This is a genomic window from Mangrovibacter plantisponsor (genome assembly GCF_003182475.1).
GTDB classification, from domain to species: domain Bacteria; phylum Pseudomonadota; class Gammaproteobacteria; order Enterobacterales; family Enterobacteriaceae; genus Mangrovibacter; species Mangrovibacter plantisponsor.
This window is the reverse complement of sequence record NZ_QGTS01000015.1, coordinates 38,611-62,515: the sequence shown is the minus strand read 5'-3', so window position 1 is coordinate 62,515 and position 23,905 is coordinate 38,611. Positions and strand designations below refer to the sequence as shown.

Below are 23,905 nucleotides of genomic sequence, written 5' to 3'. Positions count from 1 at the left end.
CTTTAATGCTTTTTAATTTGTTTTGTTTATTTTTTTATGTTGCCATGATGCAATCTTCATTAACACCGCGCAATCTCCATCTTTATTCCAAATGGATTTATCCAACCCCATATAGAAAAAGTGTGAAGTGGTTCCATTTTTATTTTCAACTCTTGAGTCCTGTCCGTTTCTGGTATATGCGATGATTAGGTCATTTTCTTTGACCTCTCGATCAGGAAACCAGAAGGAGTGTCTCATTGAGTTTGAAACAGTGCCATCATCAAAATATGTTGTGTCGAATGTAACATAATTCCCAATTTGATCATCGGAAACTACTTTAAGAACTAAACGTTCTTTTTTGATGTCGCCAGAGTCCTTTACATATTTTATTTCTATAGTCATTTAGCTATCATCCTCCCGAGTTTCATTGCACTACCAGATAGCCAGAGAATAATTCCAGCTCCTAAGGAGAGTTTTCCGTAAATTTCTATATCCCATAGTTTTATCGCAATACCAATAAATAAAGCTCCCATGCTGATGGAAACATTATATGCTATTTCGCTAAGTTTATAAGCAGTAAGTTTTTCCTTTAAAATTGCTTCACTCTTATCTTTTTCATGAAATTTATCTTGGAAGGATTTTAGTGAGCTAATCTCATTCTCCATTCTATGTATATCGTCGATCATCAAATTAACACTGCCAATATTGAGTAGTTCTTTTTCGCTAAGCGGTCTTTTTAATGTCTCATAAGCTCTCGATTTAGGTGCAGGTGGTTCTGGTGTGACTCCTGGCGTATTTGGTGTTACTTCATCAAGTTGTTCACTGTCAGTATTGCTCAAAACGTTTCTCCTGGAGGGCTTGATGTTGCACAAATTGAATTGTCTAACTGTATAGTAGTGCAGGTCTTAACATGATCGCCACAATAAAAATTCTCATAATAGTTATTAAATTTGCCAACAATCGACCGTTTTCTGGCACCTCCCAATCGCACGCTTTCACACTGTTGGAAAAATAGCCTTGGCTTTTCTGACAGGCCATCCTAATGTTGGCCTCGTTTTCTGGCAGGGGTCAGATGGGGAGATAACAATGGCTACTTTTGGCTACGGGCGTGTTTCAACAACGCAGCAGGATACTGAGAACCAGCGACTTGAGCTTGAGCAAGCTGGGTGGCAAATTGACTATTGGTTTGCCGATATCGTCAGTGGGAAGGTTCCGGCTATGCAACGTAAAGCGTTTTCTGAAATGCTTAGCAAAATTCGCGATGGTGAAACGTTGGTAGTTGCAAAACTAGACCGTCTGGGACGTGATGCGATTGATATTCTCCAGACGGTCAGGGCACTGGCAGAGCGTAATATCAAGGTGATCGTCCACCAGCTTGGAACTACTGACCTCACTTCTGCTGCCGGTAAGCTTCTGTTGTCTATGCTGGCAGCCGTTGCGGAAATGGAGCGTGACCTACTTATTGAACGCACTCAGGCGGGGCTGTCACGAGCAAAAGCTGAAGGAAAGAAGCTGGGCAGACCGTCGAAAATCGCACCAGAAGCCCGTAGGGCGATTATAGAGAAAAAGAATAGCGGGACCAGTATCAGTGCGTTAGCGCGTGAATACGGTGTTTCCAGAGCGACTATGTCAACAACACTCCGAAATTAGCCGATGGATGGCTGACAGTAGCGCTGAACGTGACCGGGGATGTGGTGCATGAGATAGACTGTTCTGCAAAATGCCTTTTTCTGGCAACTCCAGAGGGTAAATCCTGGTTAGCTTAAAAGCAGGAAGAAGAAGCAGAGATCAAATTAACCGGGCAGTTAATACGATGTTCTGATCTGGTTTATCAACCTCATTTCGTTACACAGAATCAGAATTTTCCCGGAAGAAATTTTCCCCTATCCGATTGCATAGGTGTACGATAAGTGCGCAACTCATTAGAAATTATAGGGTTACTGGTGGATACAGTAGAAGAGCTAAACGGAACGTACTTTTATGCGGGAAAATCAAATCTTACCGCCTCTGAATTGTTTTTCATGATTTTCTGCGAAACAACAGCGGATCATTTTGGGATTGATGATGTTGTGGCTGTGGTCGCCCTTTACAGTGGTGTCAATAACCAGAAAACCCGAACGAAACCCAAAGGCACAAAAGAAGGTACTTCGCGAGTATCAAAAACAATGCGGAAGTTTTTCAAGACCGCAAAATTTCCTTATGGGATAAAGTTGCCAACTTGGGTTGGTGGTTATACGCCCTGGACGGTAGAGCGGCGAATGGTAGCGAAAGTGAGTACCTTTGTAGGGCGAACTATTCCCCTTGTCGGTGAAATTATTTTATTGGCTGATGTGTCACAGATCACCTACTGCGCTATACGTGACTATAACCGCATAGCACGGGGCAACGATAAATTATGGTAGATGACATTGAGCAACGTATTTTTGAATTGGCAAGGCGCTACAATGGTGTTTATTTATTTAACAACGAGAAAAAGCAAAGGTTGTTAACGAGGGACACTGATTTTGATACTGACATGCTGTTAGATGTTGGTGAAGCTGAAGATTTGATGGACGAATTTTTTAAAGAGTTTCAGGTGGAAAGAGGCCAATTTAAGATTGAAACATACTACCCTGACGAGCCTTTTTCATGGAATCCGTTCAAGAAATTTCCCCCGATCCCCGTTCCAGATTTCACTATCGGTATGCTGATCGAGTCAGCTAAAGCCGGGAAATGGTTATACGACTAATAGCAAGGAGCTTAATAAATGGCTGTACCTGTTCACCTAATCTTAAAAGATGATGGCGGTTCCCAGATTATGGGATCTTGCGATGTTCACGGACGTGATGGAAGCATAGAATTACGCAGTTTGCAGCATGGCGTTGTTATTCCCACAGATCCCCTCACTGGCAAAGTTACTGGTAGCCGTCAACACTGCTCTTTTAATTTCACTAAAGAGATCGATAGTTCATCACCGTATTTGTTTAAGGCTGTTGCTTCAGGCCAAACGCTGAAAAGTGCGGAGTTCAATTTCTACCGGATTAACTACAGTGGACAAGAGGAAATTTATTACACGATCACTTTAGAAAATGTGAAAGTGGTTAGCCATAGTCCTGTTATGCACGATACCCGCAACGTAACAGGTACAGGGCACATGGAAGATGTTTCCTTGAGCTATGAGAAAATTACCCATCTTTATAAAGAGGGTAACATTCTTCACTCTGATGCGTGGAACGAGAAGAAACAAGCCTAACAGCATAAACAAAGGGGATTTTAGCCCCTTTTTCCATTTTAGCTTATTAGCTCAACATAGCTCTGCAACTCTTTCACAATACGCTCAGGCACTGATTGAAACTTTCTGTAGCTGCGCGATTCAGGCCATCTGCTGAACGTTTAAGTGATATTGCGGATAGTGGGCAGAAACTGCTGCAAAACGCCTCTGACAAGGATCTGACCAAGTTCACGGAATGAGTATAAGGATTTTTAAGTCAGCACTGATTCGCCAGCAATTGAGCCAACAGGAGCTTGATGATTTGGCGGCGGATTTTCTTTCCTATAAAGAGGATGGAGTCTTACCAGATACCTTTGGTCGTGATGCCCATCTATGATGATGACCGCGCCTATATTAACAGCCTCAGCCCCTGCCAGCATAAAAACTGGAGGGACTACAGGATGAGTACCGGCTTATAGCTGAAACACCGGAAGTCTCAACAATTGCGTGGAACAAAAATAAGTATGCTTATACTCACCGCCAGCTTGAATTCATGCTGGAAATATAAAATTTCGCTGAACCGAAACAAAAAATTCAGGCGACAGACCAGAAGCGGGTAGCCGGGGAAGTCATGTGGGGCAACGGGTCTGTCGCACAGCATTATTTTGTTAACAGGCGTGGTAGCTGGCTTTCCAACTCAAGCAGGCAGAAATCCATCATTTTCTCTGTTTCCTGAGTTACTTTTGCATAGCCATTTGCCTGCCAGTCGCCCAGTGTTGCCGTGACATGGGCAGGCGCACATTCCGATACCACATAAGTACTGAACATATTTCCACCTTCCGGGCGTTTATAGAACTTAACCCGGTAGGTTAAATCGTAGTTACTGTCATTGGCAGATAAATTGGTGTACACCAGCGACCACTCTGATGCAGCAATAAACAGTGGCTGGCTCCAGGTATTGCCGTTGCCATTTTTCGCCAGCCATTCCTGAATTTTGGTTTCGGCCTTCGGGCCAAAGTAACGGGATGTGGGTTCAGGAAGGGAATCGATGCTAGTGCCTTTGTAGTTGTTCTTATCAAAAGAGTTGGTGCTGATACCACCACCCAATATGGCACTGGCTATTGCTAGCCCCATTCCGGTGCCCGCGTGAGCTGGAGTCACTTCACGCAATGCGGTATCTGCGTAGCGGTTATTGTTCAATTCCGTTGGTACAAAGATAGTCGCCACTTGCACGGAACTACCGTTAGCCGCTTGTACTGTATGTGGGTGAAGATTCCCTGCGCATCCGGTCAGAAAAGCTAAAGACAGCACGCCGGTTATTAATAGATTGTTTTTCACTTGTTACTTTCCCTATATAAATGACAGCATGATTGTTATTATCAATATTGCCAGTGATGTTATTCCCTGAGCCGGGAGTACCGTATGTATAACGGTTAGAATGGCGATATCTTTAATCTGTTTTTAGCGATATGAAAAATTTTCCTGAATGGCAGGCTATTTTATATCACTGTTCTTTTTTGAACGGCTAATTGGTTGTTTAAATTATCCAAAGCTAAATTTTTATTGTTAATCGCTGTTAGTTGGTAATTGTTGTTTAGCGCAGGGGGGCAGCTATTGCTGTTAAAATTTATATTCAGATAATAAATGTTATCTAAAACAAGAGGTGATTAAATCCCCGCACCAGCATATATGTAGCATCCGGATGAAGGTGGTATATATATCAAGAGTTCTGTTGATATTAAGAATACATAAAGCTGCCAGGTAACAAACAGGGCCACTATTACGCAGCCCTGTTTTATCTATTATTTTACCTGCACGAGCAACAGGTGTTATTCGCTGCCAGGTGCGTCAATCCACTCTCTGCCTTGTGGCGTGTTGCGCCAGCGCGGGGCGCATAACAGGCTGGCGAACTGGCTGACCACATCGTTTAGTAACCCGTGCAGTGGCTGTGTACAACCTGGTGGCAGTGTATGGCATGCCAGCAGTTGCGATAACGCCAGTGCATAATCACACAGTTGTTCGCTGTCTGGCACGAAACCGGCAGCGGCTGGCTCCGGGTTTTCTGTTGCCATACTGTCTGTTGTCAGGCAGTAAGCCAAATGTTCGGGAACAGGTTCCAGCAATGTGGGGCGTAACAGGCTGAGGCTGGTATTCAGCCTTTCACACAGTGCCAGGCGTAACAGTGGATCAGCACATTCCAGCAGGGTATCTGCCAGGTGTTCACAGTGGCGTGCCAGTACGGTGAACTCTGTCTGGTCGCTAACGGGCAGGGTAAGTAAAGAGTGAGTAAAAGCTGGGGTTGTAGCCATAAGGGCATCCTCTTTGGTGGTTATTACCTTTACACCACCGAGAGGTTCCAATCTCTGCTGGTGGTGAGCTGAGCAGGGTTGGAACTACCGGACACCAAAGAACCCGGCGAACCTTTCGGTTCCCCTGCCCAACTCACCATAATGAGGGCGAGCGAGCGCGACACAGAGTAACACGTAAAACGTGACTTGTGCTCTTTGGCAATTCGGGGTTCCAATCCCGGCACCTGATTATGCAGGTGCCGGGGAAAAATACTGTTTTTGCTGATTTTTGGCAAGCAAACGCCTGCGGCCATGCTCGCAAAACTTGCTGAAATTACATGTAATTCAGGCCAGAAGGCCTGGCGGTGTTATGGAGAGACTGGCAGGCAATAGTTTTTGGCTTCAGGCTCCAGTGGGTTGTCGACGGGCTTTGCGGTGTCGCAGGCCAATACCAGGTTATCACTTTTTGAATAGCCATCGAACACGCCACCTGCGCGGTAACCATCGTACAGGCTAAGCTCCCCTTCAGGTTGATCCAGTACCAAAGTCCAGTGAAGATACAAATCCTGTGGCCCAATGGGAATAAATACCTGCCAGTTACCTTCCGGGTGCAGGGCAAAATGCCCGTTGGCATCGGTTTGCGACGAAACAATTTTCTTACCAAAATCAGTGACAGATACCGTGGCTCCGGCTAACGGTTTCCCGGCATGGCTTAGCGTGCCTTCAATTTGTGGGCTGGTATATTGGTGGTGCAGGCAGCCGCTCAGTAACAGTGGGCTGGCAATAATCAGCACGGCATACCTGAAGAGCAATATGGCGGTGGCGGGCATGGCAAATCCTTTAGCAAACGGTGAAATGTTCTGTCACAGGCGGCTATATACTGGTCAGCATGGTGGGCCAGTAAAAAAGGAAACAATAATAAACAAGATCAATAGCGTGCATACCAGCGCAGCCCATACCAGAAAGGCGTAAAACACCAGCGTACTGCTGCCAAAAAACAGTGCACCGTTCACGCACCAGGAACTCTCTTTGCACAGCCCGCCAATAAAGGCACACAGCAGCGCAACCGCGGCCAGGCCAATGCTTGCGTTAGTCAGCACTGTATCAATATTGGGCCAGTGTTTTTTGGCGGGGGCGGGGGGCTCTTGCCCTTTCAGGCCAGCGATTATCCCACTTTTAACGGCAGAGACTTTCTCGGCAACCGTGCGTTCAAGTGACTGCGCGGGGGAAGTAAACGGCCCTGCGGTGAAATGAAAAATACTGAGTATCAGCGCACAGGCACCCAACAACATGCCTGCATAACTCCATTTATTTTCTAAAAACTTATTCATCAACATCCTTGTATAACTGGAAATATACTGGCGGCATCTGAATAGTGTATTCAGGTAATGAACCGGGCATCGCCAGCACTGTGTATGATAACTGCAATTATGGCCCGCAACGCCCTGAAAGGGAAGGTATCATCCGGGTAAGCCAGCCAGGCATAGTCTTATTTTTATTGAAAAATCCATAGGCAATTGCCCAAAAAGCCAGTTATATCGCTCACAGTTTTTATCCTGTGGTTAGGGAAAATAACAAATCTGAATAAAGAGTGATCCGCTGGGTATAATATTAAAATTAAGGTGTTATTTTATTGAAACTTAATTTCAATAATGGATTTATGTATGCATAACAAAATGGCGTTACCATTACTTGCTGTGTGTATGGCGGGTTCAGCTTACCTGCCTTCTTCTCTGGCTGCGCAACCTGCGGTACTTGCCTTAACATTCCCGGATAAAGTCTGTGATATAACCCAATATGGTGCTCAGGGGCAGCGCCTGCAAATTGCGTTAAATACAGAAGCGATTCAGAAAGCGATTGATGACTGTGCGCAGGCCGGGGGCGGTACAGTGCTGGTTCCCCGCGGAAATTACCTGACCAACCCGCTATTTTTGAAAAGTAATATCCAGTTAAAGCTAATGAAGGATGCAACGCTGGTTGCTTCTACAGAGACAGAGGCTTACCGGGCAAACCCACAGCAAAAGTATGCCGAAGCGGAGAATGGCTGGTTGCCGTTCATTAGTATTGCGGATGCTGAAAACGTGGCTATTACCGGTGAAGGCACTATCGACGGGCAGGGCGCAGTTTGGTGGGAACGCTGGCGTGAGAATATCCGTAAAACCGGGAAAAAAGGCAGCACAGATCGCCCAAGGCTTATCTATATTAAAAACGCCAGCCAGGTATTGATTGATGGCGTAACGCTGACTCACTCGCCCAGCTTTCATGTTGTGATGCGTTATTCCCATGATATCACCGTGAATGGCACGCATATTTTATCGCCATGGCATGCACCAAACACCGATGCCATTGACCCAATAAACAGCCGCAATATCCGGATCACTAACAATTACATTGATTGCAACGATGACCATATTGCGATCAAAGCAGAGAAACCGGATCCCCGCTTCCCGGATGGCGTGATTGATAATATTTATATCGCGAATAATACCCTTAAACAGGGGCGTGGAATATCCATTGGTAGTGAAACTTCGGGCGGTGTTAATAATGTTCTGGTGGAAAATAATACCTTTGAAGGTTCAATGTACGGTATTCGTATTAAGAGCCCGCGCGGCAAAGGTGGCGAAGTAAAAAATGTCACTTACCGGAATACCCGTATGCATGATGTCGAAGTGCCTCTGGTGTTCTCTGCGTATTACAAAGCTGCGCCAATTGTGCAAACCGAAGTGGATGAAATGCTGAAAGCCGGGGGCTTTACCCTGGGCGAGCAGATTTACCCGCCAGATACTGACCCAAAGCAACCCTTTGATAAATACAAAACACCTCACTTCAGCAATATTACGGTGGAGAACCTGACTTCGACAGGGAACAGCCACGCAGCGGCGTATATTATTGGCACGCCGGAAGCCCCTTTAAGCGGTTTCCACTTTGTGAATGTGAATATTACTGCAGACCAGGGCCTGCGAGTTCGTAATGCAGAGCTGGCGACATCCGGGTTAGTGCTTACCGTGAAAACTGGCCCCGCTATCAAACAGGATGCCGGTACCAAAATCACAGAGTAACGCCCTGACAGGCCGGGTTCAGTGGCGGGCGGAGTGTATCATGCCCATGCCCGCCACGGGGCTGGCGTCCGGTTATTCTGCAACCTGAGCCACCCCAGCTTTATGGGGGAAGTTACCCATCTGTAGAGCGGCTTAATGCTTCCCAGTGGTCAATATCGTGCTGCATTTGTTGGAGCTTCTCCCGCACCAGTTGTACGGCATCACTGCCCAATAGCAGTGAAACCGGCGGCTCAGGGCTGTTAATTAACTGCAACATCGCGCTGGCGGCTTTTGCCGGGTCTCCAGGCTGGTGCCCACTGCGTTTTTCACGCGTTTCCCGTATTGGGTTAAAGCTTGCGTCGTAATCACTGATGGTGCGCGCAGAACGCACCATCGAACGCCCCGCCCAGTCAGTACGAAATGAACCCGGCTGAACCGCAGTCACGAAAATATTAAATGGCTTGAGCTCTTTACTCAGGGTTTCAGAAATCCCCTGCAGGGCAAATTTACTGCCACAGTAATAGCTGATGCCTGGCATGGTAATAAAACCGCCCATCGAAGTAATGTTCAGAATGCGCCCCGCCCGGCGCGCCCGGAAATAAGGCAGAAACGCTTTAATCACTGCGACAGCGCCAAAGACATTGACGTCAAACTGGTGGCGGGCTTCACTCAGCGGTGATTCTTCCATCACGCCTTCATGCCCGTAACCGGCATTATTCACCAGCACATCAACCGCACCGATTTCCTGTTCAATCGTGGTGGCAAGTGTGCCAATGGCCGCGACATTGGTTACGTCCAGAATATGCCCAAAACTCTGGCCCGGGGCCAGGGCGTCAAATGCCTGTTTTGCCTGCTCAGTGCGTACTGTTCCCACCACACGGTGCCCGGCTTTAAGTGCTTCTTTGGCAAGCGCCTGCCCAAAGCCGCTACTCACACCGGTAATAAAAAGTAATTTTGCTGAGTTCATGGTTCGCTCCTGGTCAAAAGGGATACACAGGATAGAATTCAGAGCATCGCAGCGGTATCCCGGTTCCTCTGTAAGGTTTGCCTGTTCCTCTGACCTGGCTGGACACCAACAGCCATTGAATGAGATGCTGAATACCCGTCACGTTGCCAGGGCTTTGCTATGACCATGACTTCTGCACAAGTAAACCGCCAGATGGTGGCGCTGTTGGGCCAGTTAACGCCGCAGGAAGGCTACAACATCACGCCGCTGGGCGACGTGCGGTTTTTACGGTCCAACCGCCCGCTTCTGCGTACACCGGTGTTATATGAGCCAGGTATTGTGATTGTTGTCCAGGGCCGCAAGCGTGGTTTCCTGGGGCGGGATGTCTATTTATATGATGCCCGGCACTACCTGATGGTGTCCGTGCCAGTGCCTTTTACGATGGAAACCGATGCCAGTGCTGAAGAGCCGATGCTGGCGATTTATATGCGGCTGGACTTCCGCCTGGCGGCCGAGCTGATGCTGGCGCTTGATGGCCGGGGGAAAAGCCCGGCGGCTCCCCCGCGCAGTATGGTGTCCAGCCCCATGGACTCACAACTGAGCGCTTCGGTGTTACGTTTTCTGCAGGTGATGTCTTCCCCGCTGGATGCCGAAATTCTTGGCCCGGCGATGGTGAGAGAAATTTATTACCGGGTATTTACCGGCGCGCAGGGGGAAACGTTGCGCAGTGCACTGGGCATGCAGGGGCAGTTTGGTAAAGTGGCGAAAGCGTTACGCAAACTCCATGCGGAATATGCGTCGCGCCTGGATGTGGCGGCACTGGCGAAAGAAGCGGGTATGAGCCAGCCAACCTTTCACAGCCATTTTAAGGCCGTAACAGATACCTCACCAATGCAGTACCTGAAATCAACCCGGTTGCACCAGGCCCGGCTGCTGATGCTGAGAAACAACCTGACTGCATCTGCTGCCTGTGCTCAGGTTGGGTATGAAAGCCTGTCACAATTCAGCCGCGAATTTAAACGCCTGTTTGGCCTGTCGCCCAGCCATGAGATAGCGCGGATGAAGCACAATTTTGCGCTGCCGGCACCGGCCACGCCTTCGGTCTTTGTCTCTTCACATTAACCCCACCGGTTGCGTAAACTGAGTATCCCCGGTTTACCCGCGCGCCTTTTCTGAAAAGTGCTGAATGCTGTTTTTCGGGGCTGAAAATAACTCTGGTGATTAAGGATATTGCTGTTATGCGAACCCGGCCTTCTGCCCGGCTGTTAATTATCAACCCGGCCCATCAGGTTTTACTGTTTCGTTTCGAGCACAACGATGATGCCCTTGCAGGGCAGGGCTATTGGGCCACACCTGGCGGTGGTGTTGAAGATGGGGAGTCTTTTGCCCAGGCCGCAGTCAGGGAGTTGCGCGAAGAAACCGGCATAATACGGGACACCGTTGGCGAGCCGGTTGCACAAAGCGCTTTCGAAATGCTGTTACCCAGTGGGGAGCGTGTTCTGGCAAATGAATGCTTTTTTGTTATACGGGCAGGTAACAGCGAAATCAGCCATGAAGGCTGGAGCCACCACGAACAGCAAGTCATGAAACAACACCGCTGGTGGAGTATGCAGGCGCTGGCTGGCAGCCCGGAAATAATCTACCCGGCAGACATTATCCAAATCCTGTCTGGTGCCGGTGTGTTCCCCCCGTTGGGTGCCCGGCAGGGGGATTAGCGAAAGTGCTGAACCAGCACGGCGCCAATAAATACGCCAAAAGCCCCTAAAATACCCGGCAGGTTTTGTGGGGCAGGAATGGGCAGTTTTAAAAAGGCGAAACTGCCCCCCATGATTAGCCCTGCTAACAGCGCCCAAAGGTTTTCCATCGTTATTCTCCCAGGCGGCGGTAAACAGCATTCAGGAAGGTGTCCAGTTGTGCCGCTATAAAACTGCGTGTTTTTGCATTCTCCAACTTCCAGTAGTTAATCTTCTCTGCAACGGAAGTTGCCGTTGATATGGGGGTTCAAAATGCCAGCAGAAAGCGTTGTTGTCATAGTTACTAACATAATGCGGTGACTGAACGCTGAATAGGAGCATCGTTTTTGTCATCTTCCCGTGGTATAGATGGTTTTATATCGCTCAGACCACCTGCGCGGTGGCAGATAATCAGGGGAGAAGAGGATGTCAGCCAAATCCAGTATTGCACTTATCGGCCCTGGCGCAATTGGCACCACTGTTGCGGCAGCACTCCATGAAGTGGGGCGCACACCCGTTATTTGTGGGCGTACTGCCCATGCACAACTCACTTTGCGTACTGACGACGGGCAGGTTGTCGTACCTGGCCCGGTATTAACCAACCCTTCAGAGGTGAAACAGCCTTTCTCGCTGGTGTTTGTTGCGGTGAAAACCACACAAATGGCTGCAACAGCGCCGTGGTTGTCTGCCCTGTGTGATGAAAACACGGTGGTTTGCGCGCTGCAAAATGGGGTTGAGCAGAAAACGCAGTTTGCTGAATATCTGCCCGGGGTGGCGGTGCTGCCATCGGTTGTGTGGTTCCCTGCTCAGCGTGAGCCTGATTACTCGGTCTGGTTGCGGGCAAAACCACGCCTGACGCTGCCAGAAACACCGCACACGGCTGTAGTGCTGGCCGCACTGGAAGGGACGCGGTGCGAGGTGGATGTCGCGGCAGACTTCACCACTATTGCCTGGCGTAAATTGCTGCAGAATGCCGTTGCCGGGTTGATGGTGCTGTCTGGCCGCCGGGCGGGTATGTTCACCCGGCCCGATATCACCGCTTTGGCATATGCCTATTTGCGTGAGTGCCTGCAGGTGGCGCGTGCCGAAGGCGCACAGCTTAGCGATGAGGTACCGGCGGAAATAGTCGCGCGCTTTCAAAATGCCCCGGCTGATTTAGGCACCTCTATTCTGGCCGACCGGGTGGCCGGGCAAACTCTCGAATGGGATATCCGCAATGGCGTGATACAGCGTTATGGGCGGGTTCATGGTATCCCCACGCCGATAAGCGACGTGATTGTGCCGCTTCTGGCTGCAGGCAGCGACGGGCCGGGCTAATACACAAGTGTTGCCAGGGGAAGTAGATAACAACCAGGGAGAATAAGTATGGACAGGCACCCGTTACGCCGCATTATCAAAGCCTGCGACCAGGCAATTTCTGAACGTAATTTTGATGTGTTGATGAATTACTATGCCGATGACGCAACGCTGGTGATTAAGCCGGGTATGGTGGTTCAGGGTAAAGAAAAAATAAAACAGGCGTTTATTGCGATTGCCGAACACTTTCACCACCAGTTGACGGTGGAGCAGGGCAATATGCAGGTTATTGAAGGCGGTGGTGACGCTCTGGTGATTATGGAAACGGTGCTGCATTACCCGGATTCAGCGGGCAACACCGTAACCGAAAGCCGGCGTGCAACCTACGTTTTTCGCCAGTATGGAGCAGAAAACTGGCTATGTACCATTGATAATTCTTACGGTACGGCATTGTTGGGCTGATTATCGCCGGGAATCTGGCCGGTTAAATCCGCGCCTGCCTGTATAAATAACAGGCAGGCGTCAGCCGCCAGTTTATGGCAACAAATTTTACTGCATCAGATTATTTTTTCAGGGAAAAAACCGCGGGCCTTGAGTGAGTTTCAGGTGGCAGGAAAAGAGCGTTACAGAATGGGCAAATAAGCGTTTTCTTTTTATTTACCCGGGCTGTGCTGTGCTCTGATTTTTCAGCACATTTTGGGCATTCGATAGAGACCAGGAAGGATTTTTGAGTGTTTTTTTTAATGTTTTGCATAGATTTTCTTCTGTGATTAACTGCCTACAGCTTAACGTGTTTGGCCTGTGTAATCCCAGAAGTTTGTGCAGATATTTGTTTTGCCTGTGAAACAGTCAATCAAGTGTAAATAAAAAAATAACCCTTGTTATCCTGGAAGATGTATGCGTTAATCAGCACCGATTTGATACACAGAATCATTATAAGTCGTTCGAAAAGTAGTCCTCATTTCTAAAGTGTATTCCTGCGAGTACCCCTTCTTCTTGAGTCTTCTCTGTAACACGCCGATTGATATCTGTAATTAAATCATTTAAGTAAAATGTTTAATTAATAAGGTAAAAAACATGTCTAACAAAATTATCGGCACCGTTAAATGGTTCAACGAAACTAAAGGTTTTGGTTTTATTTCTCCTGAAGATGGCAGCAAAGACGTATTCGTACACTTTTCCGCAATTCAGAGCAACAGCTTCCGTACTCTGGCTGAAGGCCAGAAAGTTGAGTTTTCAGTAGAAGATGGCCAGAAAGGCCCGTCTGCTGTAAACGTGGTAGCACTCTAAGGACATCATTCGTCCTGTATTGGGGCATCTCCGTTGCCCACGCTGCCAGGGTTCGCAGTATCGTGTGTCATCTTTCGATGTTAAACACGGCAACCCGTTTGGTGCGAAATGCATTTTTTGCAAAGCGGATATGGTGTCTGGCTCAACTGTTTGTTCACTTATCAATAAAGTGAACGCAGCACAGGTCAATATTCACCAATAGCAAAAACCCGGTTCTGATACCGGGTTTTTTAATGCCTGCTATACCGCAATTCTGCGGGTTCCTGAGCTTTTTTTCTCTCTTCTGCTACAGCCTGATTAATGAAACTATCTCATTACTCTATTCGCGTATTGCGCCTTACTCTGCCTGGGTTTTTTCCCTAAGATCATCGCTATATTGCCCGTATCAGGCGGGTGAGTGTTTTTTACCAGTGAAAAGGCTGTGCTGTTTCACTGTTGCAGAGAGGTAGTGGTGTCCCGGGAAAACCGGCCGGAACGAACGATACCCCGGCCAGTTAATTACGCGGGGTTATGCCGCGTGGCGTGATGCAAAAACGTCTTTAAATACCGGCAGGGCGGAGAAAATATTCGGCCAGCCGGCAACAAAGGCCAGTTGAGTCAGCACTTCTGAGGCCTGGGTTTCAGTCAGTCCGTTGTCCATGGCTTTATTCAGGTGGTAAGGCACTTGCGCCACCTGCCCCGCGGTAACCAGCGCACTCACGGTAACCAGACTACGGTCGCGCGGAGCAAGGCCCGGGCGCAGCCACAGGTTACGGAACAGGGCATCCGTGGTGTACTGCACTACACCCGGAGATACTTTGCCAAAGTTGGCCTCAACCATCGTGGCGCGTTTATTCTCGGTTACTTCATCCAGTGGCAGGAACGCAACGTCTGCGCCCGGCAGGCTGGAGGTATCAATATGGCGTTGTTGAAAAACGTCACGAGTGACAACGGCGGCAGAAGACGCATTGGGCCAGCCTGCATAAAAGGCCAGGTGAGTGATAGTCTCTGAGATTTCCGTTGGCGTTACACCACTGTCCAGCGCTACATTCAGGTAATGGGGTAGCTCTGCGGTGTCTTTCCGGCTAATTAGCGCTGCCAGTGTTACCAGGCTGCGGTCGCGGTGCGATAACGCCGGGCGGTTCCATAAATCTTGAATAAATTTATCTGAATAAGCCGCCATTGCAGGTGCAACTTCAGCAACGGCCTGTTGGGTTTTATCTGTCATAGGTAAAGAACTCCTGCTTGTGTCTTTTGGGGCACACCCCGCCAGGCCCAGCATGGCTATGCATAACATGGCTGTGACGGTTTTCATTGGGCGGCCACCGGGTTGTATTGTTCATCACTGACTTTTTCCAGCCACTCAACATTCTTGCCCGAGTCATCTATTTCCTGAATGGCGATATGCGCCATGCCGGTTTTGTCGGTAGCACCATGCCAGTGCTTCACTCCTGGCGGGCATGCCACAACATCGCCAGCATGCACCACTTTTCTCTCGCCACCCCATTCCTGAACCCAGCCAGTGCCAGATGTAATGACCAGTGTTTGCCCAAGCGGGTGGGTATGCCATGCCGAGCGTGCGCCTGGCTCAAAGGTGACTAAACCTGCACTGGCACGTTGCGGAGTTTTAGGGGAAAGGAATAACGGGTCTATCCAGGCCTTGCCTGTGAAGGTGGCTTCAGGGCCGGCAATATATGCCCGGCTACCACTCGATGAGATGGACATATGTGGCGATGTTTCTGCATGGGCAGATACGCCAGCGAACATAACAAGTGCAGCTACTGCAGAGGTAAAGCGGATCATCATACTCTCCTGTTATGAAAAGAACGTCAGTTCTGTTTGATTCGCGAAACGGGGTAACCTAATGATTCCCCATAATATTCTGACCAGCATGTAGGCTGTGCCAGTATTCTGATGGTGCTCGTTCACCAACGGATATGCAGAACAACCTTGTTCTTGCAGACTCGTGTGTTTTTTATTCGCCAGCCAGTTCAAACCTGGCTGTATAAGAGGCCGGTTTAGCCGGTAGTTCGTCAGGGTTATCGAGCTGCCCTAATTTCACCAGGCCTGCTGCGTAACCATGGTTCTTATAGAACAGCGCCAGGTTTCCCCAGGGGGCGTAAACCATGATGTCGCCTTTGTGGGCCGCAGTACCCGCAGGGGAACCGTCTGTGGGCAGGCGAACAGGTAAGTCACTGATTTTCTCCTCCCCAGCGTAATCTTTTAGTGTCAGTGTGAGTGGCAGAAGTTTGGCAAATGCCTGCGCTGCCGGTGTTGTGTTGAGGGTGGCGGTAATCAGCTGGTTATTAGTAATAATGTGTAATTTCATGGTATCCCCTTGCAAGGTGGTGGATGCGCTGGCTGGCAGTGCTATGAACAGCCAGGACAGTAGCAGGTGGGAAATAGCCATGGTGGTTAACAGCCGCATTAAAACTCCTGCCTGGTGCCGGTTAACAATGAGCCATTGTAAACAGGGCAGGTTTATTTAATGAATAGCAGATATACGAATAGAATAATGAAGGAATTTCATGAATTGGCTTGCCTGCCCATGCAGGTTCACGTGGCTTGTCAGGCCACGTGGAGAACCCTTCCACAGCGGTGAATTACGCTTTCAGGTAACGCTGAATATCTACGTCATCTAACTGGCCTGGCTCCAGGTATTGTTCGGCATAGCGCTGATAAATACCGCTGGAGAGTAACAATTCAAACAGGTCTTTATCCAGGTGCTCATCTTTCACCATCATGTGCAAAATATTGATGGCTTCACTCAGTGTTTTGGCTTTTTTGTAAGGCCTGTCTCCGGCAGTCAGTGCTTCAAAGACATCGGCAATAGCCAGTATGCGGGCTTCCAGTGACAACTTCTCCGCCGTCAGTTTTTTCGGGTAACCTGTGCCTTTTAATGTTTCATGGTGGCCGCCAGCAATTTCAGGGATCCGCGCCAACTCTTTAGGGAAAGGTAACGATTCCAGCATCCGTATTGTGGCGATGATATGTTCGTTAATCCGGTAGCGGTCTGCTTCTGTCAGCGTGCCTTTCTGAATTGACAGGTTATGGATCTCCCCGAGGTTGGCCTGCATCGGGGGCGCGGTCATTTTCATGTCGTTGCTCAGTAAAATGGCCGGGTCTTTTATCCAGGGAAAGAGGTGTTCTGGTTTATCGTCCAGCAGTTTTTCTTCAGCGGGCAGTGGCTTTTCAGCTATATGCGCCAGGCGTTTTGACTCCTCTGGTGACAGGCCTTCCCGGTCGCTGAAGTGGCGGGTCCAGGTTTGCGCGCCAATTTCACGAATGCGGGTGATTTTATCGTCACTCATAAATTCTGAACCGATATTACTCTGGGCGATAAACGCAAAGTCGTCCGTCAGTTGTTGTTGCCGGGCCTGCCGGGCAGCCTGTAACGCGTCTTCTGGCTCGCCCGCCGCTTTGCCCTGCCAGTAGCGGATCTCTGCATCGCGCCATAACACTTCAAACCGGGTACGAATTTCATGAATGCGGTTGAAGATAGTTTCCAGCTTACTGCCTTTATCAATGATGTGTTCGGGGGAGGTCACTTTCCCGCAGTCATGTAACCACGCGGCGATTCTGAATTCACGCCACTGGTCTTCATTGGCAAAGTGAAACTGCCGGAAGGCCGGGAGCTGGCTTTTATCGGCGGATTCAGCCAGCATCATGGCGATAACCGGCACCCGTGCGCAGTGGCCCCCGGTGTAGGGGGATTTCTGGTCAATGGCTTTGGCAATTAACTGAATAAAGGCATCCATCAGCGCCCGTTGGTTGGCGTGATAGGCTTCCAGAGAGAGCGCCATGTTGTAAATCGAGTCAGATAAATGGTGCAGTTCATTAATGCGGCTCGGTACCGGGCGTACATCGCGAAATTGCCGCTGGCGAATTTTTTTATTTTCCAGAGACAGCAGGCGTACCGGAGTGACAATCATACTTGCCAGGTACAGTATTGCTGGCGCCAACAAAGCAAGGCACAGCAACGTGATTGCCAGGGACAGGTACACTTTTTTCATGTAAGGGCCGAGCAGCACGTCTGTTGGCACCATAATACCGAGGTAGTGATTCTGCCCGGCATTCGATACAACGGGCTGTACAAACAGCGTATAGCGGCTGCCATCGATAACCACGTCTTGTGATACTGCCGTGTGGGTATTGTTTGCCTGTGCGGCAAGGCTCACAAACGCAGGTGAGGGCACAATACCGGCAACCAGAGTGCGTTGCATTGCCGAAGAGGGGCTGTCGGTCAGCCAGCGTTTTGCCAGTGTGTTTTTTTCTTCCGGAGTAAGAGACTGAATGGCTTTATTCAGTACATCACGTAATAGTGGTTTATCGGCGCTTACCAGCATCGACAACGCGGAACTGTTGCTGCCAGAAAATAACGGCACCGGGTTATGAATTTTCAGCCCCGGAATGCTGTACAGCCCGGTAAGATAACGGGCGACATCCCGGGTTTCCAGCGCCGCATCGGCCTGCCCGTCGGCGACAGCCTGTAAGGCAGCCAGTGAATCTTCCACGCTCATCAGCTTTATTTGGGGAAAGTGAGTGAGCACCTCTTCTGCCAGCGACCAGCCCGCAGGTATAGCCAGCGTCCTGCCCTGTAACCGCGGCAGTGTATTAAGCTGCCGGGCATTGACCCGGGTAATTAATGCCGGTGGTGCTGTCTGCCAGGATTGGGTAAACAACCCCCATTCTGTTCGTTGGGGTGTCTGGAAAATAGCAGGAATCACATCCAGCTTACCCTTTTGGAACATCATAGTCAGAGTGTTCCAGTCAAAACCGTTTATATATTCAAGCTTTAACCCGGTTTTTGCCGCCAGCATGTTCATCAGGTCAATAGCATAGCCCTGAGGTGTGCCGCTCCAGGAAAAGTCATAAGGTGCCCAGTCAAGCTCATTAGCTACGCGTACTGTGCCCATTTGGGCTACTGCCTGAGTTTCTTCAGGCGTAAGGGGAATGGGGCTGGCCTGCTCTGCTGTGTGCCCGGGTTGCAGGCTGAGTGATTGCGCAGAGACATTACCATCACTGTCAAAAATAAAGGTTTCACTGTGTTTAAATAAGCGGTTGTTTTGCAGAAAGACCGATAACGTATCCAGTGAAATATCGACAGCCAGGACATTTTGGCTGGTACCTATACGCCGGGCAAACGTCACTCCGGAAGATTGCGTAGTATGAAATACATAAGGCTCAGTTTTTATTGTGGTGCCGCTTGCCATGGCATTGAGATACCAGGGCCGGGAATTTGCGACATACTGGCTGGTGCTTTGTTTCTGGTGAGTTAATGTGAAAGCATCGTCATAAAAACTGGATTGTTGCTGCCCGCCTGCAGGCGTGTTGCGGATATTGACTATCAGCCAGCGGTCCTTTGCCGTTGCCCCTAATACAGTGCGTAAATTCTTACTGCTATTGAGATTAATTAATTCATAGAAATCGCCATTGCCATAGCCAATATAAATGGCATAAACCTGCGGGTGCTGGCGTATTGCCTGGGCCATGGCTGGTGTGATGGGGCGCAGAGGCTGGGATGTGTCTTGCTTTTCCAGACCCGGAAATTGTGCAAACAGCGTGGTCAGGCCGCTGGTTTCGCTGTCCAGTGAATGTATTTTATCACTGACATTAAGTGCAGTATGGGTAAATAAAGTCCGGGCGGCATCCTTGGCAAACGACTGGGCAAAATAAAACTGCATTGCCAGGGCAACAGCAATAATTAACAGCGATAACGCAACAAAAATAGTGACAACTGTTAGCTTCATGCTGAATTTGGCATGACGAAGTTTTTCAAGCATAGTCCGTAGCCTTCTTGCGCATTGTTTTATCCATTTTCATTTCGTGCATTCAGCCCGGCAGACAGCATGGCTGATACACCCATGATATTGGGTAGTTAATTTTGCTGAGGGGAACGCGCCGTGGTAACTGGCTGTTTATTACCAGCTCACTATTTAACTGTAGATGAGTTCAGCGCGGATACCATCACGCATATGGGTGATGTAGCAAAAAAAGCCTTGTGACTCAGCGGGTAGTCAATTACAACGCGGGAAATGCAGAAGGGAATAACTCTGCCCCGCAGTGCAGGGCAAAGCTGTGGTGACCGGTTTTATGAGGTGGCGTAACCGCCTGCCACAAACCAGGTAATAAAAACGACAGCCACGAAAAAAATAGCAATCGGGAAGAGTATCCCAATTTTCATACCGATATCTCCCCGTAAATGAAGTCAGTGTGGTAACGGCCATTTATTGTTAAATGACAGTTACATTCTACCAGAATAAATTGCGCATATCAGGATGGCAATCATCTACATTGGGTAGTGTGTTGGGTGGCGTGCCAGTTGCTCTCAAAAACCTGCTAAAACAGCACCGTTGGTTGCTATTGGTGAGCTTGCATCACGCGTTAAAAAAACGCAGAAGCTGACTGAAACTGAATTTGTACTCGATATCTGCATAGAAAGTGGTCTTATTACCCGCTTTCGTATGTCTGAGGATAGCCACGCGGTCTCCGGGGCATGTCTTTAATAAGGGATGCTTATTCCGTTGGTGGCACACCCGGCGAACCATTACCCGGGTGCGCAACACAATCAGGCCCAGCGCTTAATGATGATGGATGTGTTGATACCACCGAAGGCAAAGTTATTGCTCTGCAGGTATTCACAATCAATGTGGCGGGCTTCGCCAATAATGTAATCAAGCTCACCGCACTGCTCATCTGGTTGGTGCAGGTTAATGGTTGGTGCAAACCATCCTTCCCGCATCATCTCAAGGCTCATCCAGGCCTCCAGTGCACCACATGCGCCAAGGGTGTGCCCAAAATAGCTTTTTAACGATGAAATCGGCGTTTTATTTCCAAAAATTGCTGCGGTGGCCTGGCTTTCAGCTATATCCCCACGGTCTGTGGCTGTGCCGTGTGCAGAAATATAGCCAATATCGCTGGCAGATAATCCGGCAATATTTAATGCCTTTTCCATACACACTTGCATGGTGGCCTTCTGCGGTTGAGTGATATGTGCCGCATCGCAGTTGGTGGCAAACCCAACAATTTCACCATAAATGGTGGCACCGCGGGCTTTGGCGTGTTCCAGTTCTTCAAGAATCAACGAGCCTGAACCTTCACCAATGACCAGCCCGTCGCGGTTTTGGTCAAATGGGGAAGGGGTGGTATGCGGCGCGTCATTACGCTGGCTGGTGGCGAATAACGTATCAAAGACCGCGGCTTCAGATGGGCACAACTCTTCAGCACCACCGGCCACCATAACGGTCTGGTACCCGTGGCGAATAGCTTCCCAGGCATATCCAATGGCCTGGCTGCCCGATGTACAGGCACTGGAGGTGGGAATGACGCGCCCGCGCAGGCCAAAAAATAACCCCGTATTCACGGCGGTGGTGTGTGGCATCATCTGCACATAGGTGGTGCCGGTAATATTATTGGTGTGCTTTTCTGTGAGCATGGTGGCGAACTCACTCACTGGCCCGGTGCTCCCGGTAGATGAGCCGTAAGCGATGCCGGTTTCCCCACTGGTGAGTACCGGGTCATCAACCAGCCCGGCTTCAGTCAGTGCCAGTTCAGTAGCGCGGGTAGAGAGCAGTGAAACCCGCCCCATGGCGCGAATGCGTTTACGTGTGTAATGGTCTGGCAGCGTGAAATCATCGATTGGCGCACCCAGTAAGGTATGCAGCCCGTCGTAAACTTGCCATTCCGGCATTTTACGTACTGCATTTTTGCCTGCCAGTAAGCGGCTGGCAACGCTTGCCCAACTTTCCCCAAACGCGGTTACTCCACCCATGCCAGTAATGACAACACGTCTTGTCATAACATACCTCCGTTTATAGAAATCACCTGGCGAGTGACATAACCAGCGATATCAGACATTAAATAACTGGCCAGCCCGGCAACCTCTTCGGCTTGCCCCACTCGTTTCATGGGGATCATGGACATGGCTTCTTTCATGGCGGCTTCTTCAAGTGCGACCATTCCCGTATCAATCAAACCGGGAGCAATGCAGTTGACAGTGATTTTGCGTTTTGCCAGCTCAATGGCGAGGGCTTTGGTCGCGCCAATAATACCTGCTTTTGCGGCGCTGTAATTCACTTGCCCACGGTTGCCCATCACCCCGGAAACTGAAGACAGCGTAATGATCCTTCCGCCCTGGCGGGCACTGATCATAGGCATAATGCAGGGGTGGATAACATTGTAAAAGCTATCCAGATTGGTATGGATAACACGGTCCCAGTCGTCATCGCTCAGGGCGGGAAACGCGCCATCCCGCGTGATCCCGGCATTACTCACCACCCCGTACCAGGCACCGTGAGACTCAATATCCTGTTCAATGATTTCCAGGCATTGCTGGCGGTTGGCAACGTCAAAACATAAAAGCCGCCCCTGGCCGCCAGCCTGTTCAATGGCATCCAGCGTGGCACGCGCGCCAGAGGCATCGCTGTGATAATGCACTCCAACAATAAAACCATCTGCCGCCAGTTGCCGGGCAATGGCCTGGCCTATGCCTTTACTGGCACCAGTGACAAGCACGGAACGTTTCATGGCGTATTTCCCTGTTGAAAAAGTGAAGCTAATTCCTGGCTATCGGGCTGGAAAGTATTAATGCGCCCGGTAGCCAGGTTTTGATTAAGGTGGTGGATAGTGCATTCAAAACTGCCGAAGCGGGCATCCTGCATCAGCAGGCTGACATGGATATCCAGTATCACATCAGCCGGGAATTCACCTGCCGGGCAGGTATATTCGCGAGCGCCCAGCACCATACCCAGCGCAATGCTTTGTTGGCCACGTTGCTGGCGGTGCCAGCCAGACCAGACCCCAACGGTTTGTGCCATCAGCTCCAGCCCGTACCAACCCGGCAGGGTGTGCGTCTCAGTCAGAAAAGGCGCTAAAACCCCTGCCGAATGAATAGCGACCCGGCAATCGGCACTGTTATCGGTCACGCTGACTACTTCATCCAACAGCATCATGGGGGATTCATGCGGCAGATAGTTGCCGGGTGGCTGGTAGCTGTTCATGAGGTTCTCCCTAAAATGATACTGGCGTTGTTTCCTCCGAAGGCGAAAGAGTTCGACAGGATGATGGGGCGTACCAGAGGCTGTGACTGCCGCAGAATGCCACAGGGCGGTAATTCCGGGTCGAGTGGCGAAAGCGTAAAGTTCTGGGCTGGTAAAGGCAGCCTCTGGCGCAAAATCAGGGCGCTCAGTGCTGCTTCAGTAATGCCTGCCGCTCCCAGCGTATGGCCGGTCAGGTGTTTGGTGGAGCTGCAGGGTATTTTGTCGCCAAATAAATCATGTACTACCCGCGATTCTATCTGGTCGTTAAGACGGGTGGCGGTACCGTGCAGGTTGATATAGCCAATCTCATTTGCAGACAGCCCGGCATTATCCAGTGCCTGTTGGATTGCCTGAATCGCACCTTTTCCTTCCGGGTGCGGCGCGGAAATATGCCAGGCATCGCTGGATTCCCCAACCCCCAGTAATGCGAGATCCTGTGGTGTTTTGGTCAGCACCATCAGTGCCGCACCTTCGCCAATGGTGATGCCGCTTCGGTCACGGCTGAATGGCTGGCACAGCGTTGGTGAGAGCGATTCAAGGCTATGGAACCCGTTAACCGGCATACGGCTCAGCGTGTCAGCACCACCAACAATAGCAATATCGGCAAGGCCCGCCGCAAGCAGGCGTTGCCCGCTGATAATAGCCCGTGCGCTGGACGAACAGGCGGTGGACAGCGTAAATGCCGGGCCTGTGGTCCCAAGCCATTTACTGAGAAAGCGCGAAGGGTCACCCAGCTCTTGTTGTGGGTAACGCCAGTGCTCGCTGGGCTGGCCTGTGCGGCTCAGGCGCACATGCTGGTCACCTTCATCCAGCCCGGATGTGCTGGTACCCATCACAATAGCAATTCGTTCCAGTCCGTATTGTGCTATAGCCTGGTCAACGGTGGGCTGGATTTGCGCCAGTGCCGCCAGCAGCAACTGGTTGTTGCGGGTGTGATGCGCATGGAATGTCTCGGGAATGACTGGCAGCTCACCGTCCACTCCGCCCAGCACCGCCTGCGGGTGGCCGGACAACCACCCGTCACGTGGGCGCATGCCGGGGGATTTACCCAGCACCAGGTGTTGTGCCACCTCGGCTGCGGTATTCCCCAGTGCATTAATCACACCGATGGCAGAAATATAAATCATA

At 49.9% G+C, this 23,905-nt stretch carries 29 protein-coding genes and 1 pseudogene; 12 read left to right on the top strand and 18 right to left on the bottom strand.

Features of this window, described 5'->3' with window-relative positions:
• Positions 1 to 12 precede the first annotated feature (12 nt).
• Together DES37_RS20705 and DES37_RS20700 are read right to left on the bottom strand one after the other, a co-directional pair.
• On the bottom strand, positions 13 to 381 hold the full coding sequence (locus DES37_RS20705) for a hypothetical protein (protein ID WP_110027687.1): 369 nt from the start codon (positions 379 to 381) through the stop codon (positions 13 to 15).
• Positions 378 to 818, bottom strand: a complete 441-nt coding sequence (locus DES37_RS20700) for a hypothetical protein (RefSeq protein WP_110027685.1) — start codon at positions 816 to 818, stop codon at positions 378 to 380. Before DES37_RS20700 ends, DES37_RS20705 begins: the two co-directional genes overlap by 4 nt.
• A gap of 247 nt (positions 819 to 1,065) precedes the next feature.
• Between DES37_RS20700 and DES37_RS20695 the strand changes: the two genes are divergently transcribed.
• From DES37_RS20695 to DES37_RS25685, 5 genes and pseudogenes are all read left to right on the top strand, one after another.
• Positions 1,066 to 1,629, top strand: a complete 564-nt coding sequence (locus DES37_RS20695) for a recombinase family protein (RefSeq protein ID WP_110027683.1) — start codon at positions 1,066 to 1,068, stop codon at positions 1,627 to 1,629.
• 293 nt (positions 1,630 to 1,922) lie between these two features.
• Positions 1,923 to 2,381 carry an STM2901 family protein gene (locus DES37_RS20690; RefSeq protein WP_110027731.1) on the top strand — a complete coding sequence of 153 codons (459 nt, stop codon included), beginning with the start codon at positions 1,923 to 1,925 and terminating at the stop codon, positions 2,379 to 2,381.
• Entirely contained in the window at positions 2,375 to 2,707 is a 333-nt protein-coding gene (locus DES37_RS20685; protein WP_064596412.1) for a DUF1493 family protein, read from the top strand. Before DES37_RS20690 ends, DES37_RS20685 begins: the two co-directional genes overlap by 7 nt.
• Before the next feature lie 18 nt (positions 2,708 to 2,725).
• Positions 2,726 to 3,211 carry an Hcp family type VI secretion system effector gene (locus DES37_RS20680; protein ID WP_110027681.1) on the top strand — a complete coding sequence of 162 codons (486 nt, stop codon included), beginning with the start codon at positions 2,726 to 2,728 and terminating at the stop codon, positions 3,209 to 3,211.
• Positions 3,212 to 3,425: 214 nt separating this feature from the next.
• Positions 3,426 to 3,557: pseudogene (locus DES37_RS25685) on the top strand (type II toxin-antitoxin system YafO family toxin); the annotation flags it as partial.
• A gap of 272 nt (positions 3,558 to 3,829) precedes the next feature.
• Here the strand turns inward: DES37_RS25685 and DES37_RS20670 are convergent.
• From DES37_RS20670 to DES37_RS20650, 4 genes are all read right to left on the bottom strand, one after another.
• Positions 3,830 to 4,507, bottom strand: a complete 678-nt coding sequence (locus tag DES37_RS20670) for a hypothetical protein (RefSeq protein ID WP_036104394.1) — start codon at positions 4,505 to 4,507, stop codon at positions 3,830 to 3,832.
• A 491-nt stretch (positions 4,508 to 4,998) separates the two neighbouring features.
• Positions 4,999 to 5,478, bottom strand: a complete 480-nt coding sequence (locus tag DES37_RS20665) for a hypothetical protein (protein ID WP_110027679.1) — start codon at positions 5,476 to 5,478, stop codon at positions 4,999 to 5,001.
• Between the two features lie 347 nt (positions 5,479 to 5,825).
• A complete protein-coding gene (locus tag DES37_RS25770) occupies positions 5,826 to 6,287 on the bottom strand; it encodes a transthyretin-like family protein (protein WP_211320571.1) in 462 nt (153 codons plus the stop codon).
• Between the two features lie 54 nt (positions 6,288 to 6,341).
• Positions 6,342 to 6,788, bottom strand: coding sequence for a hypothetical protein (locus DES37_RS20650; protein WP_110027676.1), 447 nt, complete (start codon positions 6,786 to 6,788; stop codon positions 6,342 to 6,344).
• A 333-nt stretch (positions 6,789 to 7,121) separates the two neighbouring features.
• Between DES37_RS20650 and DES37_RS20645 the strand changes: the two genes are divergently transcribed.
• Complete coding sequence (locus DES37_RS20645; RefSeq protein WP_110027674.1) at positions 7,122 to 8,516, top strand: glycoside hydrolase family 28 protein; 1,395 nt, start codon at positions 7,122 to 7,124, stop codon at positions 8,514 to 8,516.
• A gap of 112 nt (positions 8,517 to 8,628) precedes the next feature.
• Here the strand turns inward: DES37_RS20645 and DES37_RS20640 are convergent, their stop codons facing one another.
• Positions 8,629 to 9,462 (bottom strand): oxidoreductase, encoded by an 834-nt coding sequence (locus tag DES37_RS20640; protein WP_110027672.1) that lies wholly within the window; start codon positions 9,460 to 9,462, stop codon positions 8,629 to 8,631.
• Between the two features lie 159 nt (positions 9,463 to 9,621).
• Here DES37_RS20640 and DES37_RS20635 point away from each other — a divergent pair, with 159 nt between their 5' ends.
• Both DES37_RS20635 and DES37_RS20630 read left to right on the top strand, forming a co-directional pair.
• Positions 9,622 to 10,563 carry an AraC family transcriptional regulator gene (locus DES37_RS20635; protein WP_110027670.1) on the top strand — a complete coding sequence of 314 codons (942 nt, stop codon included), beginning with the start codon at positions 9,622 to 9,624 and terminating at the stop codon, positions 10,561 to 10,563.
• Positions 10,564 to 10,679: 116 nt separating this feature from the next.
• The gene (locus tag DES37_RS20630; protein WP_110027669.1) at positions 10,680 to 11,156 is read left to right on the top strand and encodes an NUDIX hydrolase; all 477 of its coding nucleotides are present in this window, start codon (positions 10,680 to 10,682) and stop codon (positions 11,154 to 11,156) included.
• Here the strand turns inward: DES37_RS20630 and DES37_RS20625 are convergent.
• Positions 11,153 to 11,305 (bottom strand): DUF1427 family protein, encoded by a 153-nt coding sequence (locus tag DES37_RS20625; RefSeq protein WP_110027667.1) that lies wholly within the window; start codon positions 11,303 to 11,305, stop codon positions 11,153 to 11,155. The genes DES37_RS20630 and DES37_RS20625 overlap by 4 nt on opposite strands.
• 295 nt (positions 11,306 to 11,600) lie before the next feature.
• On the opposite strand from DES37_RS20625, the gene DES37_RS20620 reads away from it, so the two are divergent.
• Positions 11,601 to 12,491, top strand: a complete 891-nt coding sequence (locus tag DES37_RS20620; protein ID WP_110027665.1) for an oxidoreductase — start codon at positions 11,601 to 11,603, stop codon at positions 12,489 to 12,491.
• Between the two features lie 48 nt (positions 12,492 to 12,539).
• Positions 12,540 to 12,932, top strand: a complete 393-nt coding sequence (locus tag DES37_RS20615; RefSeq protein ID WP_110027663.1) for a YybH family protein — start codon at positions 12,540 to 12,542, stop codon at positions 12,930 to 12,932.
• A 100-nt stretch (positions 12,933 to 13,032) separates the two neighbouring features.
• On the opposite strand, the gene DES37_RS25950 is transcribed toward DES37_RS20615, so the two are convergent.
• Entirely contained in the window at positions 13,033 to 13,224 is a 192-nt protein-coding gene (locus DES37_RS25950; RefSeq protein WP_110027661.1) for a YnfU family zinc-binding protein, read from the bottom strand.
• 323 nt (positions 13,225 to 13,547) lie between these two features.
• On the opposite strand from DES37_RS25950, the gene cspE reads away from it, so the two are divergent.
• Positions 13,548 to 13,760 carry a transcription antiterminator/RNA stability regulator CspE gene (gene cspE / locus DES37_RS20605; RefSeq protein WP_036104338.1) on the top strand — a complete coding sequence of 71 codons (213 nt, stop codon included), beginning with the start codon at positions 13,548 to 13,550 and terminating at the stop codon, positions 13,758 to 13,760.
• 19 nt (positions 13,761 to 13,779) lie between these two features.
• Positions 13,780 to 13,962, top strand: a complete 183-nt coding sequence (gene ymcF / locus DES37_RS25945; RefSeq protein ID WP_110027660.1) for a cold shock small protein YmcF — start codon at positions 13,780 to 13,782, stop codon at positions 13,960 to 13,962.
• A 306-nt stretch (positions 13,963 to 14,268) separates the two neighbouring features.
• On the opposite strand, the gene DES37_RS20595 is transcribed toward ymcF, so the two are convergent.
• From DES37_RS20595 to DES37_RS20560, 9 genes are all read right to left on the bottom strand, one after another.
• Complete coding sequence (locus DES37_RS20595; RefSeq protein ID WP_110027658.1) at positions 14,269 to 15,054, bottom strand: carboxymuconolactone decarboxylase family protein; 786 nt, start codon at positions 15,052 to 15,054, stop codon at positions 14,269 to 14,271.
• Positions 15,051 to 15,542: a (R)-mandelonitrile lyase gene (locus DES37_RS20590; RefSeq protein WP_110027657.1), complete on the bottom strand. Its 492-nt coding sequence runs from the start codon at positions 15,540 to 15,542 to the stop codon at positions 15,051 to 15,053. The genes DES37_RS20595 and DES37_RS20590 overlap by 4 nt, the downstream gene beginning before the upstream one ends.
• Positions 15,543 to 15,714: 172 nt before the next feature.
• Positions 15,715 to 16,167: a cyclophilin-like fold protein gene (locus DES37_RS20585; protein ID WP_245930150.1), complete on the bottom strand. Its 453-nt coding sequence runs from the start codon at positions 16,165 to 16,167 to the stop codon at positions 15,715 to 15,717.
• Positions 16,168 to 16,342: 175 nt separating this feature from the next.
• A complete protein-coding gene (locus DES37_RS20580; protein WP_110027655.1) occupies positions 16,343 to 19,522 on the bottom strand; it encodes an HD domain-containing phosphohydrolase in 3,180 nt (1,059 codons plus the stop codon).
• A 308-nt stretch (positions 19,523 to 19,830) separates the two neighbouring features.
• On the bottom strand, positions 19,831 to 19,923 hold the full coding sequence (locus DES37_RS25530) for a YoaK family small membrane protein (protein ID WP_036104321.1): 93 nt from the start codon (positions 19,921 to 19,923) through the stop codon (positions 19,831 to 19,833).
• Positions 19,924 to 20,307: 384 nt separating this feature from the next.
• Complete coding sequence (locus tag DES37_RS20575) at positions 20,308 to 21,537, bottom strand: beta-ketoacyl-ACP synthase (RefSeq protein ID WP_110027653.1); 1,230 nt, start codon at positions 21,535 to 21,537, stop codon at positions 20,308 to 20,310.
• Positions 21,534 to 22,265: a 3-ketoacyl-ACP reductase FabG2 gene (locus DES37_RS20570; protein ID WP_110027651.1), complete on the bottom strand. Its 732-nt coding sequence runs from the start codon at positions 22,263 to 22,265 to the stop codon at positions 21,534 to 21,536. Before DES37_RS20570 ends, DES37_RS20575 begins: the two co-directional genes overlap by 4 nt.
• Complete coding sequence (locus DES37_RS20565; RefSeq protein ID WP_110027650.1) at positions 22,262 to 22,738, bottom strand: hotdog family protein; 477 nt, start codon at positions 22,736 to 22,738, stop codon at positions 22,262 to 22,264. Before DES37_RS20565 ends, DES37_RS20570 begins: the two co-directional genes overlap by 4 nt.
• Positions 22,735 to 23,904 (bottom strand): beta-ketoacyl-[acyl-carrier-protein] synthase family protein, encoded by a 1,170-nt coding sequence (locus DES37_RS20560; RefSeq protein WP_110027648.1) that lies wholly within the window; start codon positions 23,902 to 23,904, stop codon positions 22,735 to 22,737. The genes DES37_RS20565 and DES37_RS20560 overlap by 4 nt, the downstream gene beginning before the upstream one ends.
• Position 23,905 lies beyond the last annotated feature (1 nt).

Excerpts from the sequence above, each read along its gene's own strand:
- DES37_RS20705 (WP_110027687.1), bottom strand. The coding sequence starts at position 381 with ATGACTATAGAAATAAAATATGTAAAGGACTCTGGCGACATCAAAAAA.
- DES37_RS20695 (WP_110027683.1), top strand. The coding sequence starts at position 1,066 with ATGGCTACTTTTGGCTACGGGCGTGTTTCAACAACGCAGCAGGATACT.
- DES37_RS20685 (WP_064596412.1), top strand. The coding sequence starts at position 2,375 with ATGGTAGATGACATTGAGCAACGTATTTTTGAATTGGCAAGGCGCTAC.
- DES37_RS20680 (WP_110027681.1), top strand. The coding sequence starts at position 2,726 with ATGGCTGTACCTGTTCACCTAATCTTAAAAGATGATGGCGGTTCCCAG.
- DES37_RS20665 (WP_110027679.1), bottom strand. The coding sequence starts at position 5,478 with ATGGCTACAACCCCAGCTTTTACTCACTCTTTACTTACCCTGCCCGTT.
- DES37_RS25770 (WP_211320571.1), bottom strand. The coding sequence starts at position 6,287 with ATGCCCGCCACCGCCATATTGCTCTTCAGGTATGCCGTGCTGATTATT.
- DES37_RS20650 (WP_110027676.1), bottom strand. The coding sequence starts at position 6,788 with ATGAATAAGTTTTTAGAAAATAAATGGAGTTATGCAGGCATGTTGTTG.
- DES37_RS20645 (WP_110027674.1), top strand. The coding sequence starts at position 7,122 with ATGCATAACAAAATGGCGTTACCATTACTTGCTGTGTGTATGGCGGGT.
- DES37_RS20640 (WP_110027672.1), bottom strand. The coding sequence starts at position 9,462 with ATGAACTCAGCAAAATTACTTTTTATTACCGGTGTGAGTAGCGGCTTT.
- DES37_RS20635 (WP_110027670.1), top strand. The coding sequence starts at position 9,622 with ATGACCATGACTTCTGCACAAGTAAACCGCCAGATGGTGGCGCTGTTG.
- DES37_RS20630 (WP_110027669.1), top strand. The coding sequence starts at position 10,680 with ATGCGAACCCGGCCTTCTGCCCGGCTGTTAATTATCAACCCGGCCCAT.
- DES37_RS20625 (WP_110027667.1), bottom strand. The coding sequence starts at position 11,305 with ATGGAAAACCTTTGGGCGCTGTTAGCAGGGCTAATCATGGGGGGCAGT.
- DES37_RS20620 (WP_110027665.1), top strand. The coding sequence starts at position 11,601 with ATGTCAGCCAAATCCAGTATTGCACTTATCGGCCCTGGCGCAATTGGC.
- DES37_RS20615 (WP_110027663.1), top strand. The coding sequence starts at position 12,540 with ATGGACAGGCACCCGTTACGCCGCATTATCAAAGCCTGCGACCAGGCA.
- DES37_RS25950 (WP_110027661.1), bottom strand. The coding sequence starts at position 13,224 with ATGCAAAACATTAAAAAAAACACTCAAAAATCCTTCCTGGTCTCTATC.
- cspE (WP_036104338.1), top strand. The coding sequence starts at position 13,548 with ATGTCTAACAAAATTATCGGCACCGTTAAATGGTTCAACGAAACTAAA.
- DES37_RS20595 (WP_110027658.1), bottom strand. The coding sequence starts at position 15,054 with ATGAAAACCGTCACAGCCATGTTATGCATAGCCATGCTGGGCCTGGCG.
- DES37_RS20590 (WP_110027657.1), bottom strand. The coding sequence starts at position 15,542 with ATGATCCGCTTTACCTCTGCAGTAGCTGCACTTGTTATGTTCGCTGGC.
- DES37_RS20585 (WP_245930150.1), bottom strand. The coding sequence starts at position 16,167 with ATGCGGCTGTTAACCACCATGGCTATTTCCCACCTGCTACTGTCCTGG.
- DES37_RS20580 (WP_110027655.1), bottom strand. The coding sequence starts at position 19,522 with ATGCTTGAAAAACTTCGTCATGCCAAATTCAGCATGAAGCTAACAGTT.
- DES37_RS25530 (WP_036104321.1), bottom strand. The coding sequence starts at position 19,923 with ATGAAAATTGGGATACTCTTCCCGATTGCTATTTTTTTCGTGGCTGTC.
- DES37_RS20575 (WP_110027653.1), bottom strand. The coding sequence starts at position 21,537 with ATGACAAGACGTGTTGTCATTACTGGCATGGGTGGAGTAACCGCGTTT.
- DES37_RS20570 (WP_110027651.1), bottom strand. The coding sequence starts at position 22,265 with ATGAAACGTTCCGTGCTTGTCACTGGTGCCAGTAAAGGCATAGGCCAG.
- DES37_RS20565 (WP_110027650.1), bottom strand. The coding sequence starts at position 22,738 with ATGAACAGCTACCAGCCACCCGGCAACTATCTGCCGCATGAATCCCCC.
- DES37_RS20560 (WP_110027648.1), bottom strand. The coding sequence starts at position 23,904 with ATGATTTATATTTCTGCCATCGGTGTGATTAATGCACTGGGGAATACC.